The sequence below is a fragment of the Stenotrophomonas sp. SAM-B genome, assembly GCF_013387485.1.
In the GTDB taxonomy this organism is placed as follows: Bacteria; Pseudomonadota; Gammaproteobacteria; order Xanthomonadales; family Xanthomonadaceae; genus Stenotrophomonas; species Stenotrophomonas maltophilia_AA.
Genome location: NZ_JABBXB010000020.1, coordinates 1 through 10939, shown reverse-complemented (window position 1 = coordinate 10939; position 10939 = coordinate 1). Strand labels below are relative to the sequence as shown.

Sequence of the window (10939 nt, the reverse complement as noted above, 5' to 3'; positions counted from 1 at the left end):
AGTTCCATCCGTTGCCAGGAGCCGGCCAGCGGCCGGCACTACCGGATACTCGGCGGCCGTTCTAGCTAGAATTCCGGTTCCTCGGATTCCTGCAGTGGGAAAAGGCCACCATGGATAGGTATGAACGCCTGCGGATGCTTGAAAACGCGTCGACATCGAACAAGCAGCTCTTCGGCGCCGCCTGTCTGCACCAGTACTGCACTGCGAAAGGGATCCAACACTGTGCATGCGTCGTCGAACTGCTGGCGCATCTGAAGTCCATGCCCATCTCGGAGAATCTGCCTGCATGGGCGGCGGCCGGAGCCGCACTTCAGCTGAGTGGACGAGGCGATGCCCTGCCTGCCGAGATCGAGCACCTGCTGAGCGGGGAGGACGCGGATGAGTTCGGCATGCTTGTCGAATGTGTGGTGGAGATCGGCCTCGTGGACATGTTTGGCGGGAGCACCGACCTTCCGCTGCAGTTTGCTCGACGGACCATCGAGATATTGGAGCGGGCAGGGATACAGATTCCAGACCCTTCCCTCGAATAGGATCTCTTGAAGAGGCGAACCTGCCCCTCACCAGACGGTGAACACCTGCCCGCTCTGTATCCCTTCCACGCTGCGCTGGTACGCCAGCGACGCGCGCTGTGCCGTCACCGGTTCAAAGCCCGGGAAATACGCGCCGTAGTCGTCCATCGACTCGGCCAGTACGTTCGGGCTGACTGCATTGATGCGCAGCCCGCGCGGCAGCAGTTCGCAGGCGGCGGCACGCACGAATCCTTCCAGCGCGGCGTTGGCGGCTGTGGCGTTGGCACCATCGCGGATCGGCTGGGCACTGATGATGCCGCTGGTCAGGGTGATCGAGCCGCCGGTGTTCAGGTGATGCTGGGCGGCCAGGCTCAACCGCACCTGACCGAGCAGCTTGTCCTGCAGCCCCAGGTTGAAGTCGGCCGGCCGCATCTGCGCCAGCGGACCGAAATGCACCTGGCCGGTGGTCGCGATCACCGCATCGACCTTGCCCACCTTCGCGAACAGCGCGTCCACGCTGGCGTCGTCGGTCAGATCGACCTGCACGTCGCCGCCGTGGCGACCGGCGCGGATCAGTTCGTGGTGGACGCCGAGGGTGTTGGCGACCGCCTGGCCCAGGGTGCCGCTGGCACCGACAAGCAGGATCTTCATGTGCATGTTTCCCTTAAACGTAGGGGGTAGAGGGCGGCCAAGGTAGCGCCACGCGATGCGTGGCTGCGTCTGGTCGTCAATCATTCGCCGCCGACAATGCCTGCCCGCGCGTCGTCGCCGCGTCGATCGCGCGCGCGACCATGGCTTCAAAGCCGTCGGCCTGGAAACGCTCGATCGCGGCCTGGGTGGTGCCGTTCGGCGAGGTCACGCGGCGGCGCAGCTCGGCCGGGGCTTCGCCGGATTCGTCCAGCATGCGCGAGGCACCGAGCAGGGTCTGCACGACCAGCGTGCGGGCCGCGTCGGCGGGCAGGCCCTGGGCGATGCCGGCGGCTTCCATCGCTTCGGCCAGCAGGAACACGTAGGCCGGGCCACTGCCGGAGACGGCGGTGACCGCATCCATGCGCGCTTCGTCATCGATCCACACGGTGCGCCCGGCGCTGGCCAGCACGGTATCGGCCTGCGCGCGCTGCGCGTCGCTCACCGCGGCGGTGGCGAACAGCCCGGTGACGCCGGCGCCGAGCAGGGCCGGCGTGTTGGGCATCGCACGGACCACGGCCTGGCCGCCACCCAGCCACCGGTCCAGCTGGCTGCTGGTGATGCCTGCGGCGATCGAGACCACCAGCGGCTGCTTGCCGTGGGCGATATCGGTCAGCGAAGCGCAGACATCGCGCAGCACCTGAGGCTTCACCGCCAGCACCCAGACCGTGCCCTGCGCGGCGGCTTCGCTCGCGCTGGCGTAGGTACTGATGCCGAATTCGGCGGTCAGCTGCTCACGCAGTTCGGTCACCGGCTCGGCGACATGGAGGCTGGCCGGGGCCAGGCCCTGGCGGACCAGGCCGGCGATCAGGCTGCGGGCCATGTTGCCGCCGCCGATGAAGGTGATGGGGGACGTGCTCATGAACTCTCCTTGGAACGGGCGGGGCGCTCAGGCGGGTCGCGGGCGGGCGCCGAACAGTGCGGTGCCGATGCGGACCATCGTGGCGCCATGGGCGATGGCTTCAGGGTAGTCGCTGCTCATCCCCATCGACAGCGTATCCACCTGCGGATGCGCTGCGGCCAGCGTGGCGAACAACGCGGCCATGGTGGTGAAGGCCGCCTGCCGGCGGTCCGCCTCCGGCCAGGGCGCCGGGATCGCCATCAGCCCGCGCAGGCGCAGCTGCGGTGCGGCGGCAATGGCAGCGGCGAGGGTCTGGATGTCCTGTGGGGCGCAGCCGTGCTTGCTGTCCTCGTCATCGATGTTGACCTGGATCAGCACATTCAACGGCGGGTGGGTGGCCGGGCGGTGCGTGGCCAGCGCGGTGACCAGCTTGGGCCGGTCCACGCTCTGCACCCAGTCGAAATGGCGGGCGGCCAGCTCGGCCTTGTTGGACTGCAGGTGGCCGATCAGGTGCCATTCCAGGCCCAGTGTCGCCAACGCCTCGATCTTGGCCACCGCTTCCTGCACGTAGTTCTCGCCGAAGGCCCGCTGGCCCTGCGCGGCCAAGGCCTGCACGGCCTCGGCCGGCTGGGTCTTGGAGACCGCCAGCAGGACGGGATCTGGCCGCCCGGCGGCCACCGCCGCGTTGTGCAGGTTCGTCAGGATGGCAGGCAGGGTCTGGGCGGTCACGGCGGGTCCGGTGGATCAGGGGCTGGAGCGTATTGTGCACATCTCGCTCTATACTGCCGCCCGGGGAAAGAACCTTCCAGTCGCAGCAGTCATGGGGAGTAGCAGCGCATGGATATCGCCGAACTATTGGCGTTTTCTGTAAAGAACAAAGCGTCGGATCTTCATCTGTCGGCCGGCCTGCCGCCGATGATCCGCGTCGACGGCGACGTCCGCCGCATCAACATTCCGGCCCTGGACCACAAGCAGGTCCACGCGCTGGTGTACGACATCATGTCGGACAAGCAGCGTCGCGATTACGAAGAGTTCCTCGAGGTCGATTTCTCGTTCGAGATTCCCTCGCTGGCGCGCTTCCGTGTCAACGCCTTCAACCAGAACCGCGGCGCGGGTGCGGTGTTCCGTACCATTCCGTCCGAGGTGCTCACGCTGGAGGACCTGGCCGTGCCGCCAATCTTCCGCGAGCTGATCGACCAGCCGCAGGGCCTGATCCTGGTCACCGGCCCGACCGGTTCGGGCAAGTCGACCACGCTGGCGGCGATGATCGACCACATCAACAAGAACGAATACGGCCACATCCTCACCGTCGAGGATCCGATCGAATTCGTGCACACCTCGCAGAAGTGCCTGATCAACCAGCGCGAAGTGCATCGTGATACGCACGGCTTCAACGAAGCGCTGCGCTCGGCCCTGCGTGAAGACCCGGACATCATCCTGGTCGGCGAACTGCGCGATCTGGAAACGATCCGCCTGGCGCTGACCGCCGCGGAAACCGGCCACCTGGTATTCGGTACGCTGCACACCAGCTCGGCGGCCAAGACCATCGACCGCATCATCGACGTGTTCCCCGCCGGTGAAAAGCCGATGGTGCGCTCGATGCTGTCCGAGTCGCTGCGCGCGGTGATCTCGCAGGCGCTGCTGAAGAAGGTCGGTGGCGGGCGTACCGCAGCCTGGGAAATCATGGTCGGCACCCCGGCCATCCGCAACCTGATCCGCGAAGACAAGGTCGCGCAGATGTACTCGGCGATCCAGACCGGCCAGCAGATGGGCATGATGACCCTGGACCAGCACCTGCAGGATCTGGTCAAGCGCAGCCTGATCACCCGCAACCAGGCGCGCGAGTACGCCAAGGACAAGCGGATTTTCGAATAGTGGTAGTGCCGGCCGCTGGCCGGCTCCTGAAAACCTTCGGAGTACACCGCGATGAGCACCACCACCATCGACTTCACCTCGTTCCTCAAGCTGATGGCGCACCAGAAGGCGTCGGACCTGTTCATCACCGCGGGCATGCCGCCGGCGATCAAGGTCAACGGCAAGATCTCGCCGATCACCCAGACCCCGTTGACGCCGCAGCAGAGCCGCGACCTGGTGCTGAACGTGATGACGCCGGCGCAGCGCGAAGAGTTCGAGAAGACCCACGAATGCAACTTCGCCATCGGCCTGTCCGGTGTCGGCCGCTTCCGCGTGAGCTGCTTCTACCAGCGCAACCAGGTCGGCATGGTGCTGCGCCGGATCGAGACGCGCATTCCCACCGTGGAAGAGCTGAGCCTGCCGCCGATCATCAAGACGCTGGCGATGACCAAGCGCGGCATCATCCTGTTCGTGGGCGCCACCGGTACCGGCAAGTCCACCTCGCTGGCGGCGATGATCGGCTACCGCAACCACAATTCGACCGGCCATATCATCACCATCGAAGACCCGATCGAATTCGTGCACAAGCACGAGGGCTGCATCATCACCCAGCGTGAAGTCGGCATCGATACCGACAGCTGGGAAGCCGCGCTGAAGAACACGCTGCGCCAGGCGCCGGACGTGATCATGATCGGCGAAGTACGTACCCGCGAGGGCATGGACCACGCCATCGCCTTCGCCGAAACCGGTCACCTGGTGCTGTGCACGCTGCACGCCAACAATGCCAACCAGGCGATGGACCGCATCATCAACTTCTTCCCGGAAGACCGCCGCAACCAGCTGCTGATGGATCTGTCGCTGAACCTCAAGGGCGTGGTCGCCCAGCAGCTGATTCCGTCGCCGGATGGCAAATCGCGCAAGGTCGCGATGGAGATCATGCTGGGTACGCCGCTGGTGCAGGATTACATCCGCGACGGCGAAATCCACAAGCTCAAGGAAGTGATGAAGGAGTCGGTGCAGCTGGGCATGCGCACCTTCGACCAGAGCCTGTTCGAGCTGTACCAGGCAGGCGAGATCAGCTACGAAGACGCGCTGCGCTACGCCGATTCGCAGAACGAAGTGCGGCTGCGGATCAAGCTCTCCCAGGGCGGCGATGCACGCACGCTGTCGCAGGGGCTGGATGGGGTGGAGATTTCGGAGGTCCGCTGAGCGGGGCGGTGGGGCGCACGACCAACGGTCGTGCGCTACCGGTGCCACGCATCCCCGGTAGGTGCCGACCGTTGGTCGGCACGCCCCTCACCCGCGGATGAAGGCCAACAGGTCCGCGTTGATCACCTCCGCATGCGTCGTACACATCCCGTGCGGATAGCCCTTGTAGACCTTCAGCGTGCCGTGCCTGAGCAGCGTGATCGCCAGCTCCGCCGAATCGGCGATCGGCACGATCTGGTCGTCGTCGCCATGCATCACCAGCACCGGGACGTCGATCTTCTTCAGGTCCTCGGTGAAGTCGGTTTCCGAGAAGGCCTTGATGCAGTCGTAATGCGCGTTGATCGCGCCCATCATGCCCTGCCGCCACCAGTTGTCGACGATGCCCTGCTGCGGGGGCGTGCCCTCGCGGTTGAAGCCGTAGAACGGAATCGGCACCTCGCGGTAGAACGCGGCACGGCCGGCCACCAGTGCCTGCCGGAAGCCATCGAAGACCTCCTTCGGCGTGCCGCCCGGGTTGGTGTCACTCTTGACCATGATCGGCGGCACCGCCCCGATCAGCACGGCCTTGGCCACGCGTCCGGGTTTGGCCTGCGCCACGTAGTGCGCGACTTCGCCGCCCCCGGTGGAATGCCCGATGTGGATCGCATCGCGCAGGTCCAGGTGGTCGGCCAACGCATTGACGTCGGCGGCGTAGGTGTCCATGTCATGCCCACCACTGGTCTGCGATGAGCGGCCATGGCCGCGGCGGTCGTGGGCGATCACGCGATAGCCCTGCAGCAGGAAGAACTGCAGCTGGGTATCCCAGTCATCGGCGCTGAGCGGCCAGCCGTGATGCAACACGAGGGGCTGACCCTTGCCCCAGTCCTTGTAGAAGATCTCGGTGTTGTCGGCGGTGGTCACGTAGGGCATGGCACGGAACTCCTGAGGGAGGGAGGGGCACAGCGGGGTACCCGTGCATGCTGCAGCTGCAGGGTGTTCAGCCGGGATGAACGGCGGATGTCGATTTCGGGTCCCTGGGCCGGCTGAATCGATTTCAGCAGCATCTGTCACGCCGATCGTGTCTAATACCGCTCCCCACGTCACACCCCCACCCCCATGTCCCTTGATTCCCATGGCCCCGCGCCGTGCGACGACGCTGACGGCCACCTGGTCACTGCAGGTCCGCTGACCCCGCCACCGGACAGCGCCGGCACCGCAGCCGACGAGAAAGCCCTGCGCCATTCCGTGGCCGAGGACGTGCAGGGCATGATCCTGGCGACCCTGGTCGCCTCGCTCGGCCTGGCGATCTTCGCCAAGGGCGGGCTGATGATCGGTGGCATGGCCGGGCTGGCGTTTCTGGCCCACTATGCCTTCGGCTGGAACTTCGGCCTGGTATTCGTGCTGGTCAACCTGCCGTTCTACTGGGTGGCCGTGCGGCGCATGGGCTGGGAGTTCACCCTGAAGACCTTCGCCGCGGTCACTGCCTGCGGCGTGCTGACCGACCTGCTGCCGCGCTGGGCCGATTTCGCCCACATGAGCTCGATGTACTCGGCGATCGTCGGTGGTGCGCTGGCCGGCCTGGGCATCCTGTTCTACATCCGCCACCGGGCCAGCCTCGGCGGCATCGGCATCCTGGCGGTGTACCTGCAGCGCACCCGCGGCTGGAGCGCCGGCAAGGTGCAGATGTCCTTCGATACGCTGCTGATGTGCGTGGCGTTCTCGGTGCTGTCCCCGTCCAAGGTGATGTACTCGGCGATCGGCGCGGTGGTGCTCAGCCTGGTGCTGATGTTCAACCACCGCCCGGGCCGCTACATGGGCGTCTGACGCCCGGTCATTCCCCCTGCGGCGGCACCGGCACGAGGGTCACGCCGGAGACCCAGCGGCGGCTGCGCAGGTCCAGCGTGGCCACCTGCTCGCCGGGGCCGCGGTACAACCACAGCTGGCAGCACAGCGCATGGTCGCCGGCATAGCTGCTGCGCAGGGCGATGAGGGTCGCGCTGTAGCACTGGCGGCCCGAGCGGATCACGGTGTCCGCAGCGGTGTCGAAGGTGTAGCTGCCCGCGCCCCGCCACGGCCAGATCTCCGCTTCACCGGGGTCGGTGCCGGCCGGAACCGGGCAGCGTCCCTGCTCATCGCCGAAATGCGCGACGCCGTCGCCGTCGACGGTCAGCGCGCCCAGCAGCCGCTCGATGTGCCGGAGCAGGCGGCGGTCGGTGGCGATCGCCGTGGCCCGGGCATCCAGCGGATCGCCGTCGACGTGCATCACCGGATCGGCCAGCCGATGCTCGCGGCCGTAGCGCACCTTCAACTGCTGCGTGGGGCTGCGCTCGCGCGGGTCGGCCGACAGCGGCCGGTTCAGCAGCAGGGTGTCGCCGTAATAGTCGCCGTCGCGGTAGGCGATGTAGCTGACCCCGTCGATGCGCAGCCAGTACAGGCCCTGGTCGCTGCCGCGCCCGCTGAGGCCGTACTGGCCCTGTGCCCACGGGCGCTGGGGGTCCAGGCTGTCCGGCACGACGAAGCCACGCTGCGGATCCCGCCGCAGCATGTCCACCTGCGTGTACAGGCCGGTGCCCCCGCTGTAGGCGCTCTGCACCAGGTCCCGCTGGCCGTCGCCATCCAGATCGAGCAGGGACAGGGACAGCTCGCCCATCTCCACCGGCACGGTGTGCTGGGCATCGGTATCGCGCAGGTAGCGGCTCACCGCGTCCCAATCGGCCGGGGTGACGGTGGGCGGGCGCACCAGCGCGGGCAGCGGCGCATCGCTGTCGCCGGCCACCGGGATCTGCAGGTCGATGCCGGTCTCATCGCGGTAACGGGCCAGCACGGTGTCGATCGGGGCGGGATCGTCGGCCGGGATCGCGGCGATTTCCGCGCGCAGGCGTGCCAGCACGTTGTCCAGGCCGGTGGCGCCGGCCTGCGAGGGGAGGGTGAGAGCGGCGAGCAGCGCGGCCCGCAGTGCGGTGTGCCTCACGCCTGGCGCCACGCCGGTTTGAGCGTGTCGATACGCTTGAACACGGGGCAGTCCGGGCTGTGCGCGCCGGGCAGGTAGCCCAGGCTCATCAGGAACTCCCCGGTGATCTCCCCGCCGGTGAAGCGGAAGGTCTTCTTGAACAGCTTCACCCAGCTGGCCTTGTCCAGCGGATGGTGGGCATCCAGCCAGGCGACGAAGCTGCCGTGGCTGGCCCGCAGCTGCTGGATCACCTGGGCGTTGTGGACCGCCGCATGGACCTTGAGCCGGTTGCGGATGATCCGGGCATCGTTGAGCAGACGCTCGATGTCGCGCTCGCCATAGGCGGCCACCGTGTCCACGTCGAAGCCGTCGTACGCGGCGCGGAACCCTTCGCGCTTCTTCAGGATGGTCTCCCAGCTCAGGCCGGCCTGGTTGATCTCCAGGATCAGCCGCTCGAACAGCTCGCGCTCCTCGCGCTGCGGGAAGCCGTACTCATGGTCATGGTAGGGGCCGTGGACCGGATGGCCGGGGGCGATGAGGCAGTAACCGGACACGTGCAGCTCCTTGCGATGGCGGATCTGGCGCGCGGGCCGGGGCACGCGCGCAGGCCTGCATTATGTCAGCGCGAAAGCGCACATCACGGCCAGCGGCTAGAATGGGGCCATGTCTGAACTGTCCACTTCGCTTGCCCACCACCTGCTGGTCGCGCTGCCGTCGCTGACCGACCCCACCTTTGCCCGTACCGTGGCGCTGATCTGCCAGCACGACGAGAACGGCGCGATGGGCGTGCTGGTCAACCAGCCCTCCGAGTACACCCTCGGCGAGGTGCTGGCCCAGATGGAAATCACCACCACCAGCGACACCCTGCGCAATCAGGTCGTGCTCAACGGCGGTCCGGTGCACCCCGAGCGCGGCTTCGTGATCCATGATGATGCGCGCAGCTGGGATTCCAGCCTGGCCGTGGGCGAGGGCGTGTTCCTCACCACCTCGCGCGACATCCTTGAAGCGATGGCCCGCGGCGAAGGTCCGCGCAATGCGCTGGTCACCCTGGGCTGCGCCGGCTGGAGCGAAGGGCAGCTGGAAACCGAACTCGCCGAGAACAGCTGGCTGGCCGTGCCGGCCGATGCCGAGCTGCTCTTCAGCACCCCGTTCGACGAGCGCTGGCAGGGCGCGGCGGCACGCATCGGCGTGGACCTGTTCCGCCTCACCGATTACAGCGGCCATGTCTGAGTCGGCGACGCCAGCGCCCGCCGCAGCCGCGCCGCCGACCATCCGCCGTGATGGCACGGTGCTCGGTTTCGACGTGGGTTCGCGCCGCATCGGCGTGGCCATCGGCAGTTCGTTCGGCACCCATGCGCGCGCGATCGCGGTGGTGGATGTGCACGGCAACGGACCGGATTGGACCGCGTTCGAGCGCCTGATCAAGGAATGGCGGCCGGACGGCCTGGTGGTCGGCGATCCGCTGACCCTGGACGGCCAGGACCAGCCCAACCGCAAGCGTGCGCAGGGCTTCGCCCGCCAGCTGCGGGAACGTTTCAAACTGCCGGTGGTGCTGGTCGACGAGCGCTCCAGCTCGGTCGAGGCGGCCCGCCGGTTCGCGGTCGAGCGTGCCGAAGGCCGCAAACGCCGCCGCGATGCCGCTGCGCTGGACGCCGTCGCCGCGGCGGTCATCATCGAACGCTGGCTCTCCAGCCCGGATGACGCCACCCCCGTTTCCTGACCCTCAGACCCTGCCCATGACCGCCTCGCAACTCGATTCCGATGGACGCCTGCGCCACCTGCTGACCCTGGAAGGTCTGCCCCGCGAAACCCTGCTGCAGCTGCTCGACCGCGCCGGCCAGATCCGTGATGCGGCCGTTGGCCGGGTCGGCAACAAGCGCCACGTGCTCGGCGGCTCGGCGGTCTGCACGCTGTTCTTCGAACCCTCCACGCGCACCCGCAGCTCGTTCCAGCTGGCCGCACAGCGGCTGGGCGCGGACGTGCTGAACTTCGACGCCTCCACGTCCTCCACCCGCAAGGGCGAGACCGCCTGTGACACGCTGAAGAACCTGGAAGCGATGGGCGTGCGCGGCTTCGTGGTGCGCCATCCCGATGATGGCGCGGTGGCGGCGCTGGCGGCGGCGGCGGGCGAGGGCACCGCCCTGGTCAACGCCGGCGACGGCCGCAGCTCGCACCCGACGCAGGGCCTGCTGGACATGCTCACCCTGCGCCAGGCCAAGGGCAGCGATTTCTCGAAGATGAAGGTCATCATCGTCGGCGACGTGAAGCACTCGCGCGTGGCCCGCACCGATCTGCATGCCCTGCGCACGCTGGGCGTCGGCGAGATCCGCGTCTGTGGCCCGCAGTCGCTGCTGCCGGACGATGACACGCTCAAGGGCTGCATCGTCGGCGATGATTTCGACGCCATGCTGGAAGGCGCCGATGCGCTGATGATGCTGCGCCTGCAGCGCGAGCGCATGGAAGAAGGCCTGGTGCCCTCGCTGGAGCAGTACCACGCGCAGTACGGCCTGGATGCCACACGCCTGAAGCGTGCGGGCACCGATGCCGCCGTGCTGCACCCGGGCCCGATCAACCGCGGCGTGGAGGTCACCGACGAGGTGGCCGACGGCCCGCAGTCGTGGGTCCTGCGCCAGGTCGCCAACGGCGTCGCAGTGCGCATGGCGGTGCTGGAAACGTTGCTGGGATAAGCCGTCTCGGCCCACGGTAGGCATCGACCGTTGGTCGATGCGCATGACCGGTAGTGCCGGCCGCCGGCCGGCTCCGCAGAAATCCCAACAGCACGCAGGTAGTGCCGGCCGCTGGCCGGCTCCGCAGAAATCCCAACAGCATGCAGGTAGTGCCGGCCGCTGGCCGGCTCCGCAGAAATCCCAACAGCATGCAGGGTAGTGCCGGCCGCTGGCCGGCTCCCGA

13 protein-coding genes are annotated in these 10939 nt (G+C 67.5%); 7 read left to right on the top strand and 6 right to left on the bottom strand.

The window, feature by feature from the left end:
* Positions 1–110 precede the first annotated feature (110 nt).
* Positions 111–530, top strand: a complete 420-nt coding sequence (locus tag HH110_RS19040; RefSeq protein ID WP_176991070.1) for a hypothetical protein — start codon at positions 111–113, stop codon at positions 528–530.
* A 27-nt stretch (positions 531–557) separates the two neighbouring features.
* Here HH110_RS19040 and HH110_RS19035 read toward each other — a convergent pair whose 3' ends face one another.
* From HH110_RS19035 to HH110_RS19025, 3 genes are all read right to left on the bottom strand, one after another.
* Positions 558–1160, bottom strand: a complete 603-nt coding sequence (locus tag HH110_RS19035) for a short chain dehydrogenase (protein ID WP_176991069.1) — start codon at positions 1158–1160, stop codon at positions 558–560.
* 76 nt (positions 1161–1236) lie between these two features.
* Positions 1237–2058 (bottom strand): pyrroline-5-carboxylate reductase, encoded by an 822-nt coding sequence (gene proC / locus HH110_RS19030; protein WP_176991068.1) that lies wholly within the window; start codon positions 2056–2058, stop codon positions 1237–1239.
* Between the two features lie 27 nt (positions 2059–2085).
* On the bottom strand, positions 2086–2766 hold the full coding sequence (locus HH110_RS19025; protein ID WP_176991067.1) for a YggS family pyridoxal phosphate-dependent enzyme: 681 nt from the start codon (positions 2764–2766) through the stop codon (positions 2086–2088).
* Between the two features lie 108 nt (positions 2767–2874).
* On the opposite strand from HH110_RS19025, the gene HH110_RS19020 reads away from it, so the two are divergent.
* Together HH110_RS19020 and HH110_RS19015 are read left to right on the top strand one after the other, a co-directional pair.
* Positions 2875–3912, top strand: a complete 1038-nt coding sequence (locus HH110_RS19020; RefSeq protein WP_038690018.1) for a type IV pilus twitching motility protein PilT — start codon at positions 2875–2877, stop codon at positions 3910–3912.
* Positions 3913–3963: 51 nt separating this feature from the next.
* Positions 3964–5100 carry a PilT/PilU family type 4a pilus ATPase gene (locus HH110_RS19015; RefSeq protein ID WP_176991066.1) on the top strand — a complete coding sequence of 379 codons (1137 nt, stop codon included), beginning with the start codon at positions 3964–3966 and terminating at the stop codon, positions 5098–5100.
* 87 nt (positions 5101–5187) lie between these two features.
* Here the strand turns inward: HH110_RS19015 and HH110_RS19010 are convergent, their stop codons facing one another.
* Positions 5188–6009 carry an alpha/beta fold hydrolase gene (locus tag HH110_RS19010; RefSeq protein ID WP_176991065.1) on the bottom strand — a complete coding sequence of 274 codons (822 nt, stop codon included), beginning with the start codon at positions 6007–6009 and terminating at the stop codon, positions 5188–5190.
* 186 nt (positions 6010–6195) lie between these two features.
* On the opposite strand from HH110_RS19010, the gene HH110_RS19005 reads away from it, so the two are divergent.
* Positions 6196–6903 (top strand): YitT family protein, encoded by a 708-nt coding sequence (locus tag HH110_RS19005; RefSeq protein WP_176991064.1) that lies wholly within the window; start codon positions 6196–6198, stop codon positions 6901–6903.
* A gap of 7 nt (positions 6904–6910) precedes the next feature.
* On the opposite strand, the gene HH110_RS19000 is transcribed toward HH110_RS19005, so the two are convergent.
* Positions 6911–8050: a hypothetical protein gene (locus tag HH110_RS19000; RefSeq protein WP_176991063.1), complete on the bottom strand. Its 1140-nt coding sequence runs from the start codon at positions 8048–8050 to the stop codon at positions 6911–6913.
* On the bottom strand, positions 8047–8583 hold the full coding sequence (locus HH110_RS18995) for a DNA-3-methyladenine glycosylase I (RefSeq protein WP_176991062.1): 537 nt from the start codon (positions 8581–8583) through the stop codon (positions 8047–8049). The genes HH110_RS19000 and HH110_RS18995 overlap by 4 nt, the downstream gene beginning before the upstream one ends.
* Before the next feature lie 109 nt (positions 8584–8692).
* On the opposite strand from HH110_RS18995, the gene HH110_RS18990 reads away from it, so the two are divergent.
* The 3 genes from HH110_RS18990 to HH110_RS18980 are packed head-to-tail and all read left to right on the top strand — an operon-like array spanning position 8693 to position 10716.
* Positions 8693–9259, top strand: a complete 567-nt coding sequence (locus HH110_RS18990; RefSeq protein ID WP_176991061.1) for a YqgE/AlgH family protein — start codon at positions 8693–8695, stop codon at positions 9257–9259.
* Positions 9252–9749, top strand: a complete 498-nt coding sequence (gene ruvX / locus HH110_RS18985; protein WP_176991060.1) for a Holliday junction resolvase RuvX — start codon at positions 9252–9254, stop codon at positions 9747–9749. Before HH110_RS18990 ends, ruvX begins: the two co-directional genes overlap by 8 nt.
* A 16-nt stretch (positions 9750–9765) precedes the next feature.
* Positions 9766–10716, top strand: a complete 951-nt coding sequence (locus tag HH110_RS18980; RefSeq protein WP_019185395.1) for an aspartate carbamoyltransferase catalytic subunit — start codon at positions 9766–9768, stop codon at positions 10714–10716.
* Positions 10717–10939 lie beyond the last annotated feature (223 nt).

What these genes read in the sequence shown, in the direction of transcription:
- HH110_RS19040 (WP_176991070.1), top strand. Translation starts at nt 111, where the DNA reads ATGGATAGGTATGAACGCCTGCGGATGCTTGAAAACGCGTCGACATCG.
- HH110_RS19035 (WP_176991069.1), bottom strand. Translation starts at nt 1,160, where the DNA reads ATGAAGATCCTGCTTGTCGGTGCCAGCGGCACCCTGGGCCAGGCGGTC.
- proC (WP_176991068.1), bottom strand. Translation starts at nt 2,058, where the DNA reads ATGAGCACGTCCCCCATCACCTTCATCGGCGGCGGCAACATGGCCCGC.
- HH110_RS19020 (WP_038690018.1), top strand. Translation starts at nt 2,875, where the DNA reads ATGGATATCGCCGAACTATTGGCGTTTTCTGTAAAGAACAAAGCGTCG.
- HH110_RS19015 (WP_176991066.1), top strand. Translation starts at nt 3,964, where the DNA reads ATGAGCACCACCACCATCGACTTCACCTCGTTCCTCAAGCTGATGGCG.
- HH110_RS19010 (WP_176991065.1), bottom strand. Translation starts at nt 6,009, where the DNA reads ATGCCCTACGTGACCACCGCCGACAACACCGAGATCTTCTACAAGGAC.
- HH110_RS19005 (WP_176991064.1), top strand. Translation starts at nt 6,196, where the DNA reads ATGTCCCTTGATTCCCATGGCCCCGCGCCGTGCGACGACGCTGACGGC.
- HH110_RS18990 (WP_176991061.1), top strand. Translation starts at nt 8,693, where the DNA reads ATGTCTGAACTGTCCACTTCGCTTGCCCACCACCTGCTGGTCGCGCTG.
- ruvX (WP_176991060.1), top strand. Translation starts at nt 9,252, where the DNA reads ATGTCTGAGTCGGCGACGCCAGCGCCCGCCGCAGCCGCGCCGCCGACC.
- HH110_RS18980 (WP_019185395.1), top strand. Translation starts at nt 9,766, where the DNA reads ATGACCGCCTCGCAACTCGATTCCGATGGACGCCTGCGCCACCTGCTG.